The sequence below is a fragment of the Aminobacter sp. P9b genome, assembly GCF_045345995.1.
GTDB classification, from domain to species: Bacteria; Pseudomonadota; Alphaproteobacteria; order Rhizobiales; family Rhizobiaceae; genus Aminobacter; species Aminobacter niigataensis.
On record NZ_CP150082.1, the window covers coordinates 2,248,418 to 2,270,073 of the forward strand.

The following is a 21,656-nucleotide window of genomic DNA, read 5'->3' on the forward strand; positions in this document are numbered from 1 at the left end:
CACGTCACGTCGCCATCATTTTTGCGTGACGCCATGGGCCAAAGGTGAACCGCAGTCCCCTTGAGCTATCTTTCAAGACGGCGGGAAACGCGTTACCTTTGGCTATGGACCTCTTACGCCAGAAAAAGGGCGCCTCGCAGCGCGGTTTTCTCGACGACCAGTTCCTCATCGCCATGCCGGGGATGAAGGACGACAGGTTTTCGCGCGCCGTCATCTACATTTGCGCCCATAGCGACGAAGGTGCCATGGGCCTGATCATCAACCAGGTCCAGCCGCTGCTCTTTCCCGATCTGCTGGTGCAACTCGGCATCCTCGACGAGCAGGAAGCGATTCGGCTGCCGATGAAGGCCAAGGACTTCATCGTCCGCAATGGCGGGCCGGTCGACCGCAGCCGTGGCTTCGTGCTGCACACCGACGACTACAAGGTCGAATCCTCGCTGCCTGTCTCGGACGAGATCTGCCTGACGGCAACCGTCGACATCCTGCGCGCGATTTCGGCTGGACGCGGGCCGCGCCATGCGCTGATGGCGCTGGGCTATTCGGGCTGGGGTGCCGGCCAGCTTGAAAGCGAGATCGCCGAGAATGGCTGGCTGACCTGCCCGGCAACGTCGGAACTGCTGTTCGACGCCGACATCGACCGCAAATACGACCGCATTCTCGCTACGCTGGGCATCGACCTTGCGCGATTGAGCACGGCCGCCGGTCACGCCTGAGCGAGCGGGTACTGTTCCTTCAGCATCTTGAGCGCCTGGTCGCCGGGGATCGGCGCGCCGAACATGAAGCTCTGCACATATTCACAGCCCATCTGGCGCAGTTCGAGCGCGTCGCTCTCGTCCGAGATGCCTTCGGCGACCACCGACAGCCCCAGTTCGTGAGCCATGTTGACCATCGACTTGATCAGCACGGCCCGCTTGGGCGAGGTGTCGTCGACGAAGCTCTTGTCGATCTTGATGGTGTCGAAGGGGAAGCGGGTCAGGTAGGACAGCGACGAATAGCCGGTGCCGAAATCGTCGAGCGACAGGCCGATGCCAAGCTGCTTCAGCTTGGTCAGCACATGGTTGGTCTGCTCGGGATTGTCCATGACCAGCGACTCGGTGAGCTCTAGGCGGAAGCAACGCGGCTTGAGATTGGCCCGGGCGATGACCGAACGGACGTCGCTGACGAGGTCTCGGCGGATCAGCTGGCGGCTCGACAGGTTGACCGAAACGGATAGTGGGGCGTCGTTGATCTGCTTTTGCCATTCGGCCAGGTCGTCGGCGGCGCGTTGCATGGCAAACAGGCCAAGCTGGACGATCAGGCCGCAGCTTTCGGCAACGGGAATGAAGTCGCCCGGCGGGATCATGCCGCGGCGCGGGTGATCCCATCTGAGCAACGCTTCGAAGCCGGCGACAGTGCCATCCTCAAGCCGCACGATCGGCTGGTAGGCAAGCGTGAACTCCTTGCGCTCGATGGCGCGTCTGAGATCCGACTCAAGCTGCAGGCGGTCGGTGCCCACGGTGCGGAAAGCCGGGCGGAACGGTTCGATGCGGTCGCCGCCGAAACGCTTGGCCTGGTGCATGGCAAGCTCGGCGTCCTTGACCATGTCTTCGGCCGAGGCCTGGGCCGTGGTCCAGGTGATCAGGCCGACGGATGCGGTGAGCACGATCTCGCGCTTGGCGAAGGTGATAGGTGCCTTGATCGCCTGCTTGATGGCGTCGGCCACGGCCGCGATGCGGGTGGGATCCTGCTCCGACAGAAGCATCAGGGCGAACTGGTCGCCGGCGAAGCGCGACAGCGAGTCTTTCGGCTTGAGCAGGCGGTGCAGGCGCCGCGCGATGGTCAACAGAATCGTGTCGCCGGCGGAAATGCCGAGTCCGTCGTTGACCAGCTTGAAGCGGTCGATGTCGATGACGAACACCGACGGCCGCACTTTCTCCTCCGTGCGGGCAATCGAGATGATCGCCTCCAGCCGATTCATGTACAGTTCGCGATTGGGCAGGCCGGTCAGATTGTCGTGCACGGCGTCGTGCAAGAGGCGTTCTTCCGACTTCTTCTGCTCGGTAACGTCGACCATCGTGCCGACGCAGCGGATCACTTCGCCGTCGGAGCCGATCACCGGCCGGGCCCTGAGCGAAAACCAGTGATAGTGGCCATCGGCACCGCGCAGGCGGAAACTTTGCGACACCCGGCCACGGCGGTGCTCCAGCACGACGTCAAGCGTCGTGCGGAACGTGTCGCGGTCGTCGGAATGCAGCACGGGCAGCCAGTTGCGTGCGGCTCCGCCAAGGCTGTTGGGCGCAAGGCCCAGCTGAATCGAAACGTCGGGACGGGTGACGACGCGGTCGCGCAGTACATCCCAATCCCAGACGATGTCGCCGGAGCCGGAAATCGCCAGTGCCTGCCGCTCCATGTCGCTGAACAGGCCCTGATGGGCCCCGCCGCCTGCGAAGGCATGCTGCATGACGGTGAAGCCGATGAGCAGGATGATGAGGATCAGCCCGCCGCCGAGGGCAGGCTGGACGATGTCGTTGTCGAGCACGCCGGTGATCGCCATCCACGAACCGCTCAGCCAGATCAGCACCATCGCCCAACTGGGCACCAGCATGATGGCGCGGTCGTAGCCGCGGATGCTGAGATAGACGATAAGCCCAAGGCCGGTGAGGGCGGTCGCGGCGAAGGAAATGCGCGCAATGCCGGCTGCAACGGCGGGATCGATGATGGCGACGCCGGCGATCAGCAGCAGGCCGATGATCCAGACGAAGGCGCCATAGCTGAAATGGCCGTGCCATCGGTTGAGGTTGAGATAGGCGAACAGGAAGACGACGAACGTTCCTGCCAGCGCCACCTCCGTCCCGGCCCGCCATATCTGCTCGTTGCCGGGCGATACCTCGATAACCTTGTTGAGGAAGCCGAAGTCGACGCAGATGTAGGCGAGCACCGCCCATGCCAGGGCTGCTGTCGCTGGGAACATCGAGGTCCCCTTGACCACGAACAGGATGGTCAGGAAGAGCGCCAAAAGGCCGGCGATGCCAATGACGATGCCGCGGAACAGCGTGTAGGAATTGACCGTGTCCTTGTAGGCTTCCGGCTCCCACAGATAGACCTGCGGCAGCTTGGGGGAGGCCAGTTCGGCGATGAAGGTCACCACCGAGTTCGGGTTGAGGGTTACCAGGAACACGTCGGCGTCGGGGCTGGCCTGGCGATCGAGGGCGAAACCCTCGCTCGGCGTGATGGCGGCGATGCGGCTTGAGCCGAGGTCGGGCCAGAACAGGCCTGAGCCGACCAGCCGGAAATGCGGCGCAACGATCAGGCGGTCAATCACCTGGTCGGTGGTGTTGGCGAGCGCGAACACCGCCCAGTCGCCGGACGAGCGCTTGTCGTTGGCCTCGACCTCGATGCGGCGAACGATGCCGTCGAGGCCCGGCGCTGTCGAAACCTGGAAGTTCTCGCCCTGATTCCGGTAGATTTCGACGGCGCCCGAGAGGTTGAGCGCGACGTCGTCACGGGAGATCTTGATCGGTTCCACGGCGAGTGCCGGCGACACCGCGCAGACACTGGCGATCATGGAAACGATGAGCGCAAACAGGGGCGCCAGCAGGAAATGCTTCGACAAGTTCAGGCCTTCATGGTGACAGCTTGCGGGTCGTCCGCGATCAGTGCGTAAAGATAGTGGTCGTGCCATTCGCCGTTGATCCTGAGGTAGGATCGCAAAAGTCCTTCGCGCCGGAATCCGGCTTTTTCAAGCACGCGGACAGAGCGCGCATTGTCGGGGATACAGGCAGCCTCGATCCGGTGCAACCGGAGCGTATCGAAAGCATGGCGAACCACCAGCCTGACGGCATCGACCATGAAGCCCTGGCCGGCGTAACGTTCGCCGATCCAGTAGCCGATATGTCCGGTCTGGGCGACGCCGTAGCGAATGTTGCCGAGCGTGATGCCGCCGACAAGCTTGCCGCTCGAATTCTCGTAGATGAAGAAGGCGACCGCCGTACCCTGGATGAACTCGTCCTTGTAGCGCGAGAGGCGGATGCGCCAGGCCGAGCGATCCAGCTCGTCGGGTGCCCAGCGCGGCTCCCAGGGCTCCAGGAACGAACGGCTTTCAGCCCGGAGTGCCACCCACTCGTGGTAGTCGCGCCAGTTCGGCAGCCGCAGGCTGACGCGTTCGCCCTTCAGTGCCGGGGTGTCGCGGCGAAAGAGCGAGAACGAAAACATGCGTGTGTAGTCTGGTCAGACGGCGAGCTTGCGCGCGGTCGACTGTGTGCCCGGCAGCGCGTCGAGGATCGATTCGTAAGGCGCCAGGGTGCCGACCGGGCCAACCGCCGTGATCGTCGGTCGGGTAGAGAAGAGGCGTGCCGACAAATCGGTCAGGCGCTCGACAGTCAGGGCGGACAGCCGCTCCATCAGCTCTTCCTTGGCGATCGGGCGGCCGAACAGCAGGAGCTGGCGGGCAATCTGCGAAGCACGGCTGGAGCAGCTCTCGGCCGACATGATCAGGCCGGCGCGATACTGGGCGCGGGCGCGGTCGAGTTCTTCCAGCAGGATGCTGTCGCCGGCCTTCTGCAATTCGCCGATGATGACGGGCAGCAGTTCGGCGATGTCGCTCTGCCCCGTCGCGGCGTGGACGCCGAAGATGCCGGTGTCGGAAAAGCCCCAGTGGAAGGCATAGACCGAGTAGCAAAGACCGCGCTTTTCGCGCACTTCCTGGAATAGGCGCGACGACATGCCGCCGCCGAGGATCATCGACAGGACCTGCGAGGCGTAGAAGTCGCGGACGTGATAGGCGCGGCCCTCGAAACCGAGCACGATCTGCGCGTCCATCAGGTCGCGATCTTCGCGGAAATCGCCGCCGACATATTGCGCATACTGCGGAATGGCGCTTTCGGCCTTGGAGCGGAAATTGCCGAGCCGCTTTTCGACATGGCGGACGAAATCGTCATGCTTGACGTCGCCGGCAGCCACCACGACCATGCGCTCGGCGCCGTACTGGCGATTCATGAAATCGTGAAGCTGAGCCGAGGTGAAGGACTGTACCGTCTCGGGCGTGCCGAGGATCGAACGGCCGATCGTCTGGTGGCGAAACGCGGTTTCGGTGAAGCGGTCGAAGACGATGTCGTCGGGCGTGTCGTGCGCAGCGCCGATTTCCTGCAGGATGACGTGCTGCTCGCGCTCGAGCTCGTTGGGATCGAATTCGGAATCCTGGAGGATGTCGGACAGGATGTCGACCGCCAGCGGCACGTCGTCGGCCAGGACGCGGGCGTAGAAGGACGTCGTCTCGACCGATGTGGCGGCGTTGATTTCGCCGCCGACATTTTCGATCTGCGAGGCGATCTCGAAGGCGGTGCGGTTTTTGGTGCCCTTGAACGCCATGTGTTCGAGCAGGTGAGCCATGCCGTGCTCGTCGTCGCGCTCGTTGCGCGCTCCCGACTTGACCCATGTGCCGAGAGCTACGGTCTCTACGCTTGGAAGTGTTTCAGTGGCCACTGTCAGGCCGTTCGACAGACGGCTTACCTCAACACCCATATTAAGCGTACTCCCTAACCCGCCGCTCGTGTGCGGCGGCTAATGTAATCTTCCACCATTTTTATCTCTGATGGAAGTACCGTGAACTTTTCCTTACGTTCCATCAGCCCCGACAGCCATTTTGGCAGCGCGGGCTCGATGCCGCAGGCAGCATTCACCGCAGCCGGGAATTTTGCCGGGTGAGCGGTGGCAAGCACCACCATCGGCACGTCGCTCCGGGGAAGTCCTGCGGCGACGTGGACAGCGGTCGCGGTGTGCGGATCGAGCAGGTAGCCGCTGCCTTCGAGCGTCGAGCGGATGGTCGCAGCCGTCTCCTCCATGCTGGCGCGACCGGCGCCGAATTCGCTGCGGATGCCGGCCAGGGCCTTTGCCTCGATGGTGAAGGCGCCGGACTGCTTGAGGCTGGCCATATAGCGCCGGACCACGGCCGGGTCGCGGTCTGAGGCCTCGAACAGCAGCCGTTCGAAGTTCGACGAGACCTGGATGTCCATCGACGGCGAGGTCGTGGCAACCACGCCGGTCTGGCGGTATTCGCCGCTCTTCAGCGTGCGGGCCAGGATGTCGTTGTCGTTGGTGGCGATGACCAGCTCGTCGATCGGCAGGCCCATGCGCTTGGCGGCGTAGCCGGCGAAGATATCGCCGAAATTGCCGGTCGGCACGGTGAAGGACACCGGCCGGTCAGGCGCGCCGAGCGAGATGGCGGATGAGAAATAGTAGACGATCTGGGCCATGATCCGCGCCCAGTTGATCGAGTTCACGCCCGACAGCTGCACCCGGTCGCGGAAGCCGTGGTCGTTGAACATGTCCTTCACCAGGCCCTGGCAGTCGTCGAAGTTTCCTTCGATCGACAGGGCATGCACATTGGCTGCATCAGACGTTGTCATCTGGCGCTGCTGCACCGGCGAGACGCGACCGTGCGGGAACAGGATGAAGATGTCCGTGCGCTCGCGGCCGGCAAAGGCGTCGATTGCAGCACCGCCGGTATCGCCTGAGGTTGCGCCGACGATGGTCGCGCGCTGGCCGCGTTCGGCAAGCACGTGGTCCATCAGCCGCGCCAGCAACTGCATGGCGACGTCCTTGAAGGCGAGCGTCGGGCCGTGGAACAGCTCGAGCACGAAGCTGTTGGCGCCGGTCTGGACCAGCGGGCACACGGCGTCGTGCCGGAAGGTGGCATAGGCCTGGTGCACCAGGCGCTCGAAGACGTCCTGCTTGATCTCGCCGCCAAGGAATGGCGTCAGGATACGGATCGCCAGGTCGGCATAGCCAAGGCCGCGCATGGCGCGGATTTCGGCGGCGCTGAAGGTTGGCCATTGTGCCGGGAGATAGAGGCCGCCGTCGCGGGCCAGTCCGGCCAGAACTGCATCGGAAAATCCGAGCGTGGGCGCTTCCCCACGGGTACTCACATAGTGCATATCTATCCGTTCCAACGCGCAGCGACCTGCCGGTGATCGGCGGGGCGGGGAAAACTGCGCTCCATCAGTCGCATTTTTGCCGCGCGGTTGATATAGAACGACTGCTTTGCGAGAGGGAAGTGCAGTTCATGGTGTTTCGTTTGATCGACGGCCGTTTTCTGACGGCTTTGGCGACCGCAGGCTTTATGCTCGCCGTCACGGGCTGCCAGTCAGGCGGCAGCGGCGGCTTTTTTAGCCCTCCCGCGCCGAAAGACCCCAAGGTGATTGCGGCCGAAGAGGGCAAGATCCTGGCCAGCGAGTTGCTTGCCTACTGCCCGAATGTCACGCTGCGCGACGGCACGGCCTTCTTCAACAGCTATGCCAAGGGCGGCCAGGACGATCCGGCCAAGCTGGTCCACCAGTCGGCGATCACCGACGTCACCCGCAGTTGCACGCGCGCCGACGGCCAGATGATGATCAAGGTCGGCGTTGCCGGCAAGGTCGTGGTCGGTCCAGCCGGCGGTGCCGGCACGGTCAACATGCCGATCCGCATCGCGGTGATCCGCGGCGAAGACGTGCTCTATTCGCAGCTGCACAAGAACGCGGTGCAGGTTTCCGACCCGTCGACGGCGACGCAGTTCGTCTTCACCGACGCCAATGTCGTGATCCCGGTTCCGACCGCGCGCGACATCCAGATCTATGCCGGTTTCGACGAGGGCCCGGCCAAGAAGAAGGCCCAGTAGGCAGGTTCTTCCTGCATGCATTCAAGCGCCGGCGTCTCGCCGGCGCTTTTGCGTTCAGGCGTGTTCGGACCACATGCTGAGTGCGGCGAGCACGCCGCCGAGGTCGGCCCAGCGGCGAATCACCGTCTCGGCGCCTGCCTCGGTCAGCATGTCGGCATGGCCGGGATAGCTGTGCGCCCCGCCGGTGAAGCCGATCACCCGCATGCCGGCCGAAACCGCACCGGAGATGCCGTGCACCGAATCCTCGATCACGAAGGTCTTGGCCGGATCGGCGCCATAGGTGCTTGCGGCGTGCAGGAAGACGTCCGGCGAAGGTTTGGGCTTCTTGCTCGGCGTTTCCAGCGCCGAGAAGATGCGGCCCTTGAACAGCGGCAGGATGCGCGTGCGCTCGAGCATCATTTCGATGCGCTCGGTGGTCGAGTTGGAGCAGATGCAGCGCGGTGCGGTCACCGCAGCGACCGCCTCGTGCACGCCGTCGATGGCGCGCACATCTGTCTTCAGCTTGCGGTCGACCAGTTCCTCGGCCTGGGTGATGAGCGAGGCCTGGAAGGGGATGGCCGCCCTCTCCTCGATCTTCAGCATGATGTCCTTGAAGGTCAACCCGGCATAGGCCTCGGCGATCTCCTCGGCGCTGATTTCGAAGCCGGCTGCGGTCAGCAGTTCGGCCTCGATGCGGGCGGCGATGATTTCGGAATCGACGAGTACGCCGTCGCAATCGAATATCACTAGTTCTGGCTGGGTCATGACGGTCCGGGAAACTGGGGCGGCGCCGGGGCGCAGGCCGAAAAGCTCAAGGCGGGGCGATTACACCATTCTGCCCCGATCCGCAAATTGCGAGGGCCGCTTCACCAATTGTTTACGCTGATCGGTAACCATAACGGTGAGTAAACAGTAACGCGTCATCCCGGGTATCAGAATGTCAGCAGTGCGTCCTCTCGACCAGCTTTCCCGCACTCCCAAGCAGTCGGAATGGCTCGATACCATCATCAAGGGCGATTGCGTGGCGGCGCTCGACAAGCTGCCGGCCAACTCCGTCGACATCATCTTTGCCGACCCGCCCTACAACCTGCAGCTCGACGGCGACCTGCATCGCCCCGACCAGTCTAAGGTCGACGCGGTCGACGATCACTGGGACCAGTTCGAAAGCTTCGCTGCCTATGACGCCTTCACCCGCGCCTGGCTGCTTGCCGCGCGCCGCGTGCTGAAGCCGAACGGCACCATCTGGGTCATCGGCTCCTACCACAACATCTTCCGCGTCGGCGCGACGATGCAGGATCTCGGCTTCTGGATCCTCAACGATGTCGTCTGGCGCAAGACCAACCCGATGCCGAATTTCCGCGGCCGCCGTTTCCAGAACGCCCATGAGACGATGATCTGGGCCTCGCGCGACCAGAAGGGCAAGAACTACACCTTCAACTACGATGCGCTGAAGGCGTCGAACGACGACGTCCAGATGCGCTCGGACTGGCTGTTCCCGATCTGCACCGGCGGCGAGCGCCTGAAGGACGAGGACGGCAACAAGCTGCATCCGACACAGAAGCCGGAAGCGCTGCTGGCCCGCATCATGATGGCCTCGACCAAGCCGGGTGACGTGGTCCTCGACCCGTTCTTCGGCTCGGGCACGACGGGTGCCGTTGCCAAGCGTCTCGGCCGCCATTTTGTCGGTATCGAACGCGAACAGGCCTACATCGACGCCGCCAATGAGCGCATCGCATCGGTGCGTCCGCTCGATGGCCCGGCACTCACGGTATTGACCGGCAAGCGCGCCGAACCGCGGGTCGCCTTCGGCAGCCTGCTCGACATGGGGCTGCTGGCACCAGGGGCGACACTGTATGATGCGAAGAAGCGCTGGGCTGCAAAGGTCCGCGCCGACGGCACGCTGGCGATCGGCGACACCGCCGGTTCGATCCACCGCGTTGGCGCTACCGTGCAGGGCCTGGACGCCTGCAACGGCTGGACCTTCTGGCACTACGAGCGTGCCGGCGGCCTGACCCAGATCGACGAACTGCGCCGCATCGTCCGCGTCGGCATGGAAAAGGCGGGCGCCTGAAGGATCAGCCGTCCCGCCGGACTGTCCGGCGCGACGGCACAGGCTTCATCGATAACCCGTTCTGGACCTTCAGAGCCCGTTTCGAGCCTGCGATAGAGATCGAATTCCGGCAGCCAATCAAGCCAGTCCGGATTCGTCGATCGGCCGGTTTCCAGTCACCGTCCGATCCCGAGACGCTCGAGGTCCGCCTCGAGCGTTTTCGCATTCGTGAACAGCACCGCCTGCCAGCCGGCCTCGATGGCGGCGTTCACGTTCTTCTGGCTGTCGTCGATGAATAGCGCAGCCTTCGGGTCGAGACCGAAGGAGGCGACGTGGAGGTCGTAGATGCGGCGGTCAGGCTTGATCAGGCCTACATCGCCGGAAACGGTGACGCCGCGCGGCCGTTCGAGGAACGGGAAGCGTCCGCGTGCCTCGCGGAAGGTGTCCGAGGCCCAGTTGGTCAGCATGGTGACGTCGTGGCCGGCATCGACCAGCCCCTCCATCAAGGCGACGGAGTCGTCATAGGCATGCGGCACCATTTCGTGCCAATGCTGGCGGAAGGCGCGGATTTTGTTTTCGTGCTCGGGGAATTCAGCGACCAGCAGCGCCTCGGCTTCCTGCCAGGTGCGGCCGCGATCCTGCTCGATGTTCCATTCGCTGGTGCAGACAGTGTCGAAAAACCAGCGCCGTTCGACCGGATCGGGAATGATGCGGCTGAACGGGATGTCCGGGTCGTAATGGATCAGCACCTTGCCGATGTCGTAGACGATGTGGCGGATTTCGCTCATGATTTCGCTAACGTCCTCGTTTCGTTGCGCCCGGTATGGCAGCTTCGATGACTTTTTTCATGACGCTTGGCAAGGCTTCGCCGGCGAGGTCAGCGGGGAGCGACCAGAAGTGGCCGTCGGGCGCCTTGTCTATCGTGACGTCGGCGCGAAACACGTCCAGATCGAGCGCGAAATGGGTGAAAACGTGGGTGATCGTACCCGCGCGCGCCCAATTCGCGGCAAAGGGCGCGCTGTCGGGTCCGGTCGCGCCATCGACACGGGAGGTCCAGTCGGTCGTCGGCACTTCCGTCATGCCGCCGAGCAGGCCCTTGCCGGGCCGCTTGCGCAACAGCACCGCGCCATCGCCCCTGACCACCACGAACGCCGCGCCGCGCCGTTGCGGTCGTTCCGCCTTGGCCGGCTTGACGGGATAGAGTTCGGGGTCGCCTGAGACGACCGCGCTGCAATCGCCGCGTAGCGGGCACAGCATGCAGCGCGGGCGCCGCGGCGTGCAGATCGTGGCGCCGAGATCCATCATCGCCTGGGCGAAATCACCGGGTCTGGCCGCGGCAAGCATGCGCTCGACATGCGCGCGGATTTCGACCTTTGCCTGGGGCAGGGGCGTTGCGATGGAAAACAGCCGCGTGACGACGCGCTCGACATTGCCGTCGACGACGGCTGCCGGTCGGTTGAAGGCGATGGAGGCGATCGCAGCCGCCGTATAGGGGCCGATGCCGGGCAAGTCGCGCAGGCCGCCTTCGCTGTCCGGAAACAGCCCGCCCGGCAGGTGCGCCACCGTTTCCGCGCAGGCCTTGAGGTTCCTGGCGCGAGAGTAGTAGCCGAGCCCTGCCCATGCCTTCATCACGTCCTCGGCCTCGGCGCTCGCGAGCGATTGAACGGTGGGCCACTTCTCTAGGAAGGCGCGGAAATAAGGCTTCACCGCCTCGACGGTGGTCTGCTGCAGCATGATCTCCGACAGCCAGACGCGGTACGGATCCGGGCGGATGCCTCGCTTCAGTTCGGCGGGCGGCGTGCGCCACGGCAACTCGCGATGGTGGACGTCGTACCATTCGAGCAGCAGGTCAGCGATCCTGCCGTCCACTTCGGTCATGTGCTTGCGGCTATCGGTGCGGAATGCCATTGATGGTCTGGACTGCCTTCGGCGTTGCGTGTCGACAGGGGTATTCTGGAGAACGACATGGCAGGGAAACGGTGGACGGGCAATCCCGTCCCGGTCAGCGATCTGGCAAGTGCGATTCTCGATCCGGTCCTGCGCAAGCGCACCGGCATCTCGGTCGGGCTCGTGCAGTCATGGGAAGAGATCGTTGGGCCGCGCCTTGCCCACAACACCCGGCCGGAAAAGATCCAGTGGCCCCGGCGCATGCACGAGGACGATCCGTTCGAGCCGGCGGTGCTGATCGTTGCCTGCTCGGGGCCGGCAGCGCTCCATCTCCAGCATGAGACCGGCGAGATTATCGGCCGGGTCAATTCCTATCTCGGCTTCAACGCCATCGGCCGCATCCGCATCGTCCAGAAACCGGTGTCGGGGGCGGCAACCAGGCCGCGGCCGCGCCTGCGCAAGCTCACCGACGCTGAACAGGGCAAGGTGGCGGGCGCGGTGCGCTTCATCGAGGACGAGGGCCTGAAGGCAGCGCTCGAGAAGCTTGGCACCAACATATTGGGCAGTCGCAAGTAGAATTGACCGTCTTTCTCGCGCATTCGTGATCGGAAGTGCGGCAAATCGCGATTGGTTTGGGGACAGCCATGCCTTAATTCGCGCCAACTCTCGCTTTCACGTAACCGCACATTGCAAAATCCAACCATCGTCAGGTGATTCGTATGCTTCGTTCGATTTCTCGCAGGACCGCACTTACCGGGCTCGCAGCCGTTTCGGCAGCGGCGCTGCTTTCAGCTTGCAGCGATTCCGGCGAGCAGGCCAACGCGGCAACGCCCAAGCCTGCCGAACCGGCAACGCCGGCGGCCACGCCGGCTGCTCCGGCCACCCCGGTCCAGGCGGTGAAGGCGCCCGAAGCGCAGGGCACCGTCGACATGGCCAAGCTGCTCGAGGCAGGCAGCCTGCCCGACATGGTTCTGGGCAAAGCGGACGCCCCGGTCACCATCGTTGAATACGCCTCCATGACCTGCCCGCATTGCGCGCGGTTCCACGAAGACACGTTGCCGACGATCAAGACCAAATACATCGACACCGGCAAGGTGCGGCTGATCTACCGCGAGTTCCCCTTCGACCCGCTGGCCGAGGCAGGCTTCATGCTTGCGCGCTGCTCGAAGGATAATTACTTCCCGATGGTCGACGTGCTGTTCAAGCAGCAGTCGAACTGGGCGGCATCGCAGACCCCGAAGGACGCGCTGCTGCAGATTTCCAAGCTCGCCGGCTTTTCACAGGAGTCGTTCGAGGCCTGCTTGACTGACCAGAAGCTTCTGGACGATATCAGGGCGGTGCGCGCCCGTGGCGAGAAGGATTTCAAGGTCGACTCCACGCCGACCTTCTTCATCAACGGGAATGTCTACAAAGGGGCGATGTCCATTGAGGAAATGTCGGCGGTTATCGACGGCATGCTCTGACAGGTTCGTAGCGCCGAAGCCACGCAGCTTCGGCGCACCCTTGCGTGCGGATTGGCGCGAATGAAGTTTTCGCGCCTCCGCCTTCTCGGTTTCAAGTCCTTCGTCGAGCCGGGCGAGTTCGTCATTGAACGCGGCCTCACCGGTATCGTCGGGCCGAATGGCTGCGGCAAATCCAATCTGGTCGAAGCGTTGCGCTGGGTGATGGGCGAAAGCTCGTACAAGAATATGCGCGCTTCCGGCATGGACGATGTCATCTTCTCTGGCTCCGGCACCAGGCCGGCGCGCAACACCGCCGAAGTGACGCTGTTCCTCGACAACAGCGATCGTACCGCTCCGCCTTCCTTCAATGACGCCGACGAGTTGCAGGTGTCGCGCCGCATCGAGCGCGAGGCAGGCTCCGTCTATCGCATCAACGGCAAGGAAGCGCGTGCCAAGGACGTGCAGCTTCTGTTCGCCGACCAGTCGACCGGTGCCCGGTCGCCGTCGATGGTGGGGCAGGGGCGCATCGGCGAACTGATCCAGGCAAAGCCGCAGGCGCGCCGCGCATTGCTGGAAGAAGCGGCCGGCATTTCCGGCTTGCACACGCGCCGGCACGAGGCGGAGCTGCGCCTGCGCGCCGCCGAGCAGAACCTCGAACGCCTAGACGACGTCGTCGGCGAGCTCGAAAGCCAGATCGAGAGCCTGAAGCGCCAGGCGCGCCAGGCCTCGCGCTTCAAGAACCTGTCCGCTGACATCCGCAAGGCGGAAGCCACGTTGCTGCATCTGCGCTGGACGCTGGCCAAGACGCAGGAAGGCGAAGCCCAGTCGGCATTGGCGACGGCGACGGCACTGGTCGGCGACCGGGCGGCGGCCCAGATGGCGGCGGCGAGGGACCAGGCGGTCGGCGCACACAAATTGCCTGAGATGCGTGATGCCGCTGCTGCGGCTGCTGCGACCTTCCAACGGCTCTCCATTGCCCGTTCACAGCTCGAGGAAGAGGCCGGGCGCATCAATTCACGCCAGAGCGAACTCGACCGCCGGCTGCAGCAGCTCGACGCGGACATTGCCCGCGAGCAGCGCATGATCGGCGACAATGCGGCGATCCTGTCGCGCCTCGACGCCGAGGAGAAGTCTCTCAACGACGAGAATGCCGGTGCGACCGATCGGGAAACCAGCACCCGCGCGGCCTTCGAAGAGGCGAGGGCGACGCTGGCGCTGACCGAGGCCGAACTGGGCCGGGTGACTGCCGAGCGCGCCGACGCCGCTGCCGGGCGCACCCAGGCCGAGCGCGCCATGCGCGATGCCGCCGAACGCCGCGACCGCTTTGCCCGCCAGCTCGCCGAACTCGACCGCGAGGCGAGCGAGATTGGCGCCCGCATCTCTGCGCTCGCCGATCCGGCGGAAAAGCAGATGCTTGCGGAAGCAGCACAGGAAGCTCTCGAGGAGGCAGAATACGCCGCCACCGAGGCAGAACGTGCCGTCACCGAGGCACGTCAGGCAGAAGCTTCGTCGCGTTTGCCGCTGCAGGAGGTGAAGGCCGAACTGGCGCGCATCGAGACTGAGGCACGCACGCTGGCCAAGATCATCAACGCTGCCTCGGGCGATCTTTTCCCGGCGGTGCTGGAGCAGATCGGCGTCGAACGCGGGTTCGAGACGGCGCTGGGCGCCGCCCTTGGCGACGATCTCGAAGCCGCGCTCGACCGTGCTGCACCCGTGCATTGGGGCGATGCCGAACCGGCGCCGGGCGATCCGAAGCTGCCCGATGGCGTGCGCAGCCTTGCCGAAGTTGTCCGCGCGCCGCGCCAACTGGCGCGACGCCTCGCACAGGTCGGCGTGGTCGATGCCGCCGAGGGCGCAAAGCTGCAGCGGCTGCTGATGCCCGGCCAGCGCCTGGTGAGCCGCGAAGGCGCGCTGTGGCGTTGGGATGGACTGACCGCCAGCGCGGATGCCCCGACTGCGGCAGCACAACGGCTTGCCCAGAAGAACCGGCTTGCCGAACTCGATGCCGAGGCCGTCGAGGCAACGCTTGCCGTGCGTAAGGCCGAAGAAGCGCTGGCACGTGCCGAAAACGCGGTACGCGAAAGCACCGAAGCCGAGCGGCAGGCCCGGCAGGCCTGGCGCGAAGCCCAGCACCAGGTGGGGGCGGCCCGCGATGCGCTGGCCCAGGCCGAAAAGGCTGCGGGCGAATTGACCAGCCGCCGTGCCGCGCTCGACGAGGCCCGGGCGCGGGTCGCCGATGCGCATGAAGAGGCGCAGGAGACCTATATCGAGGCGGAGGACCTGCTCGGCTCGGCACCAGACCTCGCCGACCTGCAGATGCGCCTCGAACAGCTTTCAGGCGCGGTTGCGCGGGATCGCTCTGCGGTGGCCGACGCACGCGCCGTGCATGACGGGCTCAGCCGCGAGGCCGAGGCCAGGGCGCGCCGGCTTGCGGCGATCGCCACCGAGCGCCAGAGCTGGGTGCTGCGTGCCGAAAGCGCTGCCGAGCAGATCGAGGCGCTCGCCGAGCGGCGCGAGGAAGCGGCTGCGGAGCGCGAAACGCTGGCCGAAGCGCCAGACGAACTCGACGCGCGCCGTAGGGCGCTGATGTCGGAACTCAGCCGTGCCGAGGTCTTGCGCAAGGAAGTCTCGGATCGCCTCCAGGAGGCCGAGACCAGACAGGCTGTTCTCGACAAGGCGGCGACCGCCGCGATCCAGGGACTTGCCGAGGCCCGGGAGGCCCGCGCGCGCGCCGAGGAGCGCCTGACCGCAGCCGACGAACGCCGCCGCGAGGTCGAGGCGCGCATCCAGGAAGTGCTTGCGACACCGCCCCACCTGGTTCTTCGCCATACGGGTCTCGAAGCCGACAGCCCGATGCCGGATCCGGTTGAAGTCGAGCGCACGCTGGAGCGCCTCAAGATCGAGCGTGAGCGGCTCGGTGCGGTCAACCTGCGCGCCGAGGAAGAGCAAAAGGAGCTGTCCGAACGGCTCGAGGCGATCGTCTCCGAGCGCGAGGACATCATCGAGGCCATCCGCAAGCTGCGCCAGGGTATCCAGGGGCTGAACCGGGAAGGGCGCGAGCGCCTGCTGGCCGCTTTCGACCTCGTCAACGGCCACTTCAAGCGCCTGTTCACCCACCTGTTCGGCGGCGGCACGGCGGAGCTTCAGCTCATCGAGTCCGAGGATCCGCTCGAAGCCGGTCTCGAAATCCTTGCCCGCCCGCCCGGCAAGAAGCCGCAGACGATGACGCTGTTGTCCGGCGGCGAGCAGGCGCTGACGGCCATGGCTCTGATCTTTGCGGTGTTCCTGACCAATCCGGCGCCGATCTGCGTCCTCGACGAGGTGGACGCGCCGCTCGACGACCACAATGTCGAGCGTTTCTGCAACCTGATGGACGAGATGGCGGCGTCGACCGAGACACGTTTCGTCGTCATCACTCACAACCCGATCACCATGGCGCGGATGAACCGGCTGTTTGGCGTCACCATGGCCGAGCAGGGCGTCAGCCAACTGGTCTCGGTCGACCTGCAGGCCGCCGAGTCCTTGCGCGAAGCGAGCTGATCAGCGGTTCGCGGCCTTCCGCGCGCATCGATCCACCCCAGCAAGTGAGGAATTGCTTCGGCATCGGTGGCGCGTGTCTATTGCGCTGCGGCCTGATCGAGCAAATACGCAATCGCCACGTTGCGTTCATCCTCGTGGAGTATGTCCATGTCGAAGAGCTTCATGCTGCGCAGCCCTTCGATGACGAGGAACGCCACGATCAGCTTGGCCGTATCGGGATTTTCGGCCTTGAGCCGGTCGAGCAGATGGCGTTTGAAATCCCTGACCGGGTTGAGGAAATCGGGGTCTTCGGCAAGTGCGGCGAGGACGCCAGCTGCAGATGGCTGCTTTTGGCTGCACTCCTGGGCGGACAGCTCGATGTAGGCAGCGAGGCTATTGGCCTCATCGCCGGTCGATTTGGCGGAGAGGGCGTCTTCGAAGGTCTTGAGATAATCCTGGACCAGCGCCTGCATCAGCTTGGCCTTGGTCGGGAAGTTGTATAGGAGCCCGCCTTTCGACACCCCGGCGCGCTGGGCCACGGCATCGAGCGACAGGTTGCCCGGCCCGACAATGTCGGCAAGTTCGGCGGCTGCTGCGAGAATTTTGTCGCGAGAGCTAGGTCTGTGGCCCGACATGGGTGATGTCTCCGTGAAACTTCACATTATCGCCGATTGACAATACCGTCCAGACGGTACAGTAAGCGCTCCACACTTGGGTTTTTCTATAAACAGGTTCAATGTGCATCGCGGCCCGCCCGGATGCCGATTCCTTACCGATTGGGGATCTCCTTTGATCAAGCGTCTCATCATCGCTCTCGTTCTGCTCGTTCTCGTCTGCGGCGGCATCGTTGGATTCAACGTCTTCCGCGACAACGCGATCCAGCAATTCTTCGCCAACATGCCGGTTGCGTCGGTGACCGTGGCCACCGCCAAGGTCGAGCCCGCTCCATGGACGCCGGGCATCGAAACCATCGGAACGGTCAACGCCTCCCAGGGTGTCGATCTGACCGTCGAACAGGCCGGCATCATCAAGGATATCAAGTTCTCGGCCAACCAGCACGTCAATCAGGGCGACGTGCTGATCCAGCTCGACGACACTGTGCAGCAGGCGGACCTGGCGGCAGCCAAGACCCAGGCGGCGCTCGACCAGCAGTCGCTCGACCGCGCCATCCAGCTGCAGCGTCGCGGCGTCGGCTCCGAAGTCGCCCTCGATGCTGCGAGGGCAGCGGCCTCGACATCGGCATCGCAGGTGCAGAAGCTGCAGGCAGTGGTCGACCAGAAGCAGCTGCGCGCGCCGTTTTCCGGCACCATCGGCATTCCGAAGGTGGATGACGGCCAGTATCTGGCGCCCGGCACGATCGTCGCCACGCTCCAGGATCTCGAAACGATGCGCGCCGATTTCTCCGTTCCCGAGCAGCAGCTTGGCCTGTTGAAGATCGGCCAGCCGGTTGGCTTCGGCATCGCCGCCGACGACATGCCGTTCAAGGGCTCGGTGGTTGGCATCGATCCCAAGGTCGATCCTCAGAGCCGCCTGGTCTCGGTCCGCGCCAAGATCACCAATCCGGAAGGCAATCTGAGCCCCGGCCAGTTCGTGCGCGTTCGCGTCGAGCTGCCCGAGGAGGACGGCGTGCTGGCGGTGCCGCAGACCGCGCTGACCACCAGCCTCTATGGCGACTATGTCTATGTCGTTCGCCCGGCTGAGGCCAAGGCTGCGGCCGCAGGCGCTGCGGCTCCCGCCGCTGCAGCTGCCGCACCCGCCCAGCCAGCCGCGGCTGAGCCGGCTCTTGCCGTCAAGCAGGTGTTCGTCAAGGTTGGTCGTCGCTCCGAAGGCCGCGTCGAGATCATCGAAGGCGTTTCGGCGGGCGACGAACTGGTCATCGCCGGACAGAACAGGCTGACCAATGGCACGCCGGTGAAGATCGACAACACCGTTTCGCCCACCACTTCGGCCAACGCGCAGGCAACCGCGAAATGAGTTTTTCCGACATCTTCATTCGCCGCCCCGTCCTGTCGACGGTGGTTGCCCTCATGATCCTGCTCCTGGGTTTCCAGGGGCTTTTCAACCTTTCGGTCCGGCAGTACCCGGAGGTCGAGGAGACGGTGATCACCATCACCACCGTCTATCCCGGCGCCAGTGCCGACCTCATCCAGGGCTTCATCACCGCGCCGATCTCGGCTGCGGTGGCGACCACCGAAAACATCGACTACGTGACGTCGCAGAGCCGTCCGTCGACCAGCATCGTGACGGTGCAGATGGAGCTCGGCTCCAATCCGGATACGGCGCTGACGGAGGTCATGTCCAAGGTCCAGCAGGTGCGCGGCCAGTTGCCGAGCGACGCCAAGGATCCGACCATCGTCAAGGGCACTGGCATGCAGTTCGCCATCATGTATCTGGCGATGCAGAACCCGAACATGAGCTCGGAAGAGCTGACCGAATACATCGAGCGCGTCATCCGTCCGCGCATGTCGACCATCGAGGGCGTCGCCGAAGTCCAGGTCCTGGGCGCCGCAAACTATTCGATGCGCGTCTGGGTAGATCCGGTGAAGCTCGCCGCGCGCGGGCTGACCGCCGCCGAAGTGTTGCAGGCCATCAACGCCTCCAACTTCCTGTCGGCGCCGGGCAAGACCAAGAACGAATACGTCGCCTACTCGATCACCATGAAGTCGACGCTGCAGACACCCGAGTCGTTTGCAGAACTGCCGCTCAAGTCGGCGAACGGCAATGTCGTCCGGCTGCGCGATGTCGCGCATGTCGAGCTCGCTGCCGAAAGCACCGACACGGTCGTCAATTTCAACGGCGAGCCGGGCACCTTCATCGGTATCTTCCCGACGCCTTCGGCCAACCCGCTGAACACCGCAGCAGCCGTCATCGACGAACTGCCGGCCATCAGCGCCAGCCTGCCCGAAGGCATGACCATCACCATGGTCTATGATTCGACCGAGACCATCAGCGCCTCGATCGAAGAGGTGTTCAAGACCATCGCCGAAGCCGTCGCCATCGTCATCGTCGTCATCCTGCTGTTCCTCGGCTCGTTCCGTTCGGTGCTGATGCCGGTGGTGACCATTCCGCTGTCGCTGATCGGTGTCTGCTTCATCCTTCTGATGATGGGCTATTCGATCAACCTCCTGTCGCTCCTGGCCATGGTGCTGGCGATCGGACTGGTCGTCGACGATGCCATCGTGGTGGTCGAGAATATCCATCGCCACATGGAAGAGGGCATGACGCCGATGCAGGCGGCGTTCAAGGGCATGCGCGAGATCTTCGCGCCGGTGGTCGCCATGACCATCACGCTCGCCGCCGTCTTTGCCCCGCTCGCCTTCACGGGCGGTCTCACCGGTTCGCTGTTCCGCGAATTCGCGCTGACGCTCGCAGGTGCAGTCGTCATCTCCGGCTTCATCGCGGTGACCATCACCCCCATGATGTCGGCGCGCCTGCTGAAGGCCGGCAACCACAGCCGCTTCGCGCAGTTCGTCGACCGCACCTTCGAACGCGTCGCCAATCGCTACGAGCGGCTGGTCGCCGGCTCGCTCAAGTACCGGCCGGTGACGCTGCTGATCGTCATCGCACTGGTTTCGGTGACGGGCTTCATGTTCTTCAAGACGTCGAGCGAACTGGCGCCTGAAGAGGATTCAGGTGCGCTGTTCTCGCTGATCACCGCACCTCGCTATGCGACGACGGAGTACACCAGCCTCTACGCCGACCAGATCCGCGACCTGACCAAGGACCTGCCGGAGCTCAAGGCCAACTTCTCCATCGTTGGCATGGGCGGCGAGACCAATTCGGGCTTCTCGGTCTGGGCGTTCAAGGACTGGGCCGACCGCGACCGGTCGCAGGCCGAGCTGCAGGCCGATATCCAGGGCCGGCTGTCCAAGGTCAGCGGCGTCCAGGCGCTGGTCTTCGCACCACCGTCGCTGCCGGGCGCCGGCGGCGGCCTGCCGATCTCGATGGTCATCCAGTCGACCGGCGATCCGAGCCAGGTCTACGAGGTGGCCGAGCAGATCAAGGAAAAGGCGCAGGCCTCCGGACGCTTCATCGTCGTGCAGAACTCGCTGTCCTTCGACGCACCGCAGGTTACCGTGACCATCGACCGCGATCGTGCCGCAGCGCTCAACCTGTCCGTCAGCGATGTCGGCTCGACGCTGAGCCTTCTCGTCGGCGGCGGCGCCATCGCCGAGTTCGACCGCGATTCCAACAGCTACGACATCATCATGCAGGTGCCGGAGGAATACCGGAACAATCCGGAGAAGCTCGGCGAGTTCTTCGTCCGCAGCGTCAACGGCCAAATGGTGCCGCTGTCGGCCGTCGTGACGATCAAGACCAATTCGTCGCCGGCCTCGATCGAGCAGTTCAACCAGCTCAATTCGGCGACGATCTCGGCACTGCCGGTGCCCGGTGTGACCACCGGCGACGGCCTGAAGACGATCGAGGATATCGCGCGGCCGTTGCTGCCGGGCGGCTTCTTTGTCGACTACTCCGGCCAGTCGCGCCTGGAAAGCGAGCAGGGCAGTACGATCCTGATCGCCTTCGCACTTGCCATCGTCGTGATCTACCTGGTGCTGGCGGCGCAGTTCGAAAGCTTCCGCGACCCGTTCATCATCATGATGTCGGTGCCGTTGTCGATCTTCGGCGCCATCGTGCCGCTCAATCTCGGGCTCGGTACGCTCAACATCTACACCCAGGTCGGCCTGATCACGCTGATAGGCCTGATCACCAAGCACGGCATCCTGCTGGTCGAATTCGCCAACCAGCAGCGCGAGGAGCATGGTTTGTCGCGTAGCGAGGCGATCATCGCCTCGGCCAAGGTTCGCCTGCGGCCGATCCTGATGACCACGGCTGCGATGGCGCTCGGCGTCGTACCTCTGATCACCGCCTCGGGTGCGGGTGCTGCTGCGCGCTACTCGATGGGCCTGGTGATCTTCTCGGGTGTCATCGTCGGCACGGTGTTCACGCTGTTCGTGGTGCCGATGTTCTACACCTTCATCTCGCGCAAGGACCTGGCCGCTCACGCCGAGGTGCCGGATGCCAAGCAGATGGCCGAACCGGCTCATCACTGAGGTGATGGATAAGAAATGAGAAAGGCCCCGGAGCGATCCGGGGCCTTTTCTTATGGGCCATCGCCATACACGGCGCGGACCAGGTCAACGCG

16 protein-coding genes are annotated in these 21,656 nt (G+C 64.4%); 8 read left to right on the forward strand and 8 right to left on the reverse strand.

Annotation, left to right across the window (positions count from 1 at the left end; genetic code table 11):
• Positions 1-104: 104 nt before the first annotated feature.
• Positions 105-713 (forward strand): YqgE/AlgH family protein, encoded by a 609-nt coding sequence (locus WHT83_RS11115; protein ID WP_183263763.1) that lies wholly within the window; start codon positions 105-107, stop codon positions 711-713.
• Here the strand turns inward: WHT83_RS11115 and WHT83_RS11120 are convergent.
• From WHT83_RS11120 to thrC, 4 genes are read right to left on the reverse strand one after another with little or no spacing between them, the layout of a single operon-like run.
• The gene (locus WHT83_RS11120) at positions 704-3,544 is read right to left on the reverse strand and encodes an EAL domain-containing protein (protein WP_108610006.1); all 2,841 of its coding nucleotides are present in this window, start codon (positions 3,542-3,544) and stop codon (positions 704-706) included. The genes WHT83_RS11115 and WHT83_RS11120 overlap by 10 nt on opposite strands.
• Positions 3,545-3,594: 50 nt before the next feature.
• Positions 3,595-4,191, reverse strand: a complete 597-nt coding sequence (locus WHT83_RS11125; RefSeq protein ID WP_183263631.1) for a GNAT family N-acetyltransferase — start codon at positions 4,189-4,191, stop codon at positions 3,595-3,597.
• A gap of 15 nt (positions 4,192-4,206) precedes the next feature.
• Positions 4,207-5,499, reverse strand: a complete 1,293-nt coding sequence (locus WHT83_RS11130; protein WP_406873803.1) for a M16 family metallopeptidase — start codon at positions 5,497-5,499, stop codon at positions 4,207-4,209.
• A 14-nt stretch (positions 5,500-5,513) separates the two neighbouring features.
• Positions 5,514-6,911, reverse strand: a complete 1,398-nt coding sequence (thrC, locus tag WHT83_RS11135) for a threonine synthase (RefSeq protein ID WP_406873804.1) — start codon at positions 6,909-6,911, stop codon at positions 5,514-5,516.
• A 128-nt stretch (positions 6,912-7,039) separates the two neighbouring features.
• Between thrC and WHT83_RS11140 the strand changes: the two genes are divergently transcribed.
• The gene (locus WHT83_RS11140) at positions 7,040-7,633 is read left to right on the forward strand and encodes a hypothetical protein (RefSeq protein WP_183263628.1); all 594 of its coding nucleotides are present in this window, start codon (positions 7,040-7,042) and stop codon (positions 7,631-7,633) included.
• Between the two features lie 54 nt (positions 7,634-7,687).
• Here WHT83_RS11140 and WHT83_RS11145 read toward each other — a convergent pair whose 3' ends face one another.
• Entirely contained in the window at positions 7,688-8,377 is a 690-nt protein-coding gene (locus WHT83_RS11145; protein WP_406873805.1) for an HAD family hydrolase, read from the reverse strand.
• Positions 8,378-8,549: 172 nt separating this feature from the next.
• Between WHT83_RS11145 and WHT83_RS11150 the strand changes: the two genes are divergently transcribed.
• The gene (locus WHT83_RS11150) at positions 8,550-9,683 is read left to right on the forward strand and encodes a site-specific DNA-methyltransferase (RefSeq protein ID WP_108608934.1); all 1,134 of its coding nucleotides are present in this window, start codon (positions 8,550-8,552) and stop codon (positions 9,681-9,683) included.
• Positions 9,684-9,838: 155 nt separating this feature from the next.
• Here the strand turns inward: WHT83_RS11150 and WHT83_RS11155 are convergent, their stop codons facing one another.
• Together WHT83_RS11155 and mutY are read right to left on the reverse strand one after the other, a co-directional pair.
• Complete coding sequence (locus WHT83_RS11155; protein WP_406873806.1) at positions 9,839-10,450, reverse strand: HAD family hydrolase; 612 nt, start codon at positions 10,448-10,450, stop codon at positions 9,839-9,841.
• Positions 10,451-10,457: 7 nt separating this feature from the next.
• Positions 10,458-11,570 carry an A/G-specific adenine glycosylase gene (gene mutY, locus WHT83_RS11160; protein WP_406873807.1) on the reverse strand — a complete coding sequence of 371 codons (1,113 nt, stop codon included), beginning with the start codon at positions 11,568-11,570 and terminating at the stop codon, positions 10,458-10,460.
• A gap of 57 nt (positions 11,571-11,627) precedes the next feature.
• Here mutY and WHT83_RS11165 point away from each other — a divergent pair, with 57 nt between their 5' ends.
• The 3 genes from WHT83_RS11165 (at position 11,628) to smc (ending at position 16,531) form a co-directional block, all read left to right on the forward strand.
• Positions 11,628-12,125, forward strand: coding sequence for a DUF721 domain-containing protein (locus tag WHT83_RS11165; protein ID WP_183263623.1), 498 nt, complete (start codon positions 11,628-11,630; stop codon positions 12,123-12,125).
• A 143-nt stretch (positions 12,126-12,268) separates the two neighbouring features.
• Positions 12,269-13,012 (forward strand): DsbA family protein, encoded by a 744-nt coding sequence (locus WHT83_RS11170; protein WP_406873808.1) that lies wholly within the window; start codon positions 12,269-12,271, stop codon positions 13,010-13,012.
• Between the two features lie 60 nt (positions 13,013-13,072).
• Positions 13,073-16,531 carry a chromosome segregation protein SMC gene (smc, locus tag WHT83_RS11175; RefSeq protein ID WP_406873809.1) on the forward strand — a complete coding sequence of 1,153 codons (3,459 nt, stop codon included), beginning with the start codon at positions 13,073-13,075 and terminating at the stop codon, positions 16,529-16,531.
• Positions 16,532-16,608: 77 nt separating this feature from the next.
• Here the strand turns inward: smc and WHT83_RS11180 are convergent, their stop codons facing one another.
• Positions 16,609-17,145: a TetR/AcrR family transcriptional regulator gene (locus WHT83_RS11180; RefSeq protein WP_108608928.1), complete on the reverse strand. Its 537-nt coding sequence runs from the start codon at positions 17,143-17,145 to the stop codon at positions 16,609-16,611.
• 154 nt (positions 17,146-17,299) lie between these two features.
• Between WHT83_RS11180 and WHT83_RS11185 the strand changes: the two genes are divergently transcribed.
• The gene (locus WHT83_RS11185; RefSeq protein WP_108608927.1) at positions 17,300-18,484 is read left to right on the forward strand and encodes an efflux RND transporter periplasmic adaptor subunit; all 1,185 of its coding nucleotides are present in this window, start codon (positions 17,300-17,302) and stop codon (positions 18,482-18,484) included.
• A complete protein-coding gene (locus WHT83_RS11190; protein ID WP_108608926.1) occupies positions 18,481-21,564 on the forward strand; it encodes an efflux RND transporter permease subunit in 3,084 nt (1,027 codons plus the stop codon). Before WHT83_RS11185 ends, WHT83_RS11190 begins: the two co-directional genes overlap by 4 nt.
• The last annotated feature ends 92 nt before the right edge of the window (positions 21,565-21,656 follow it).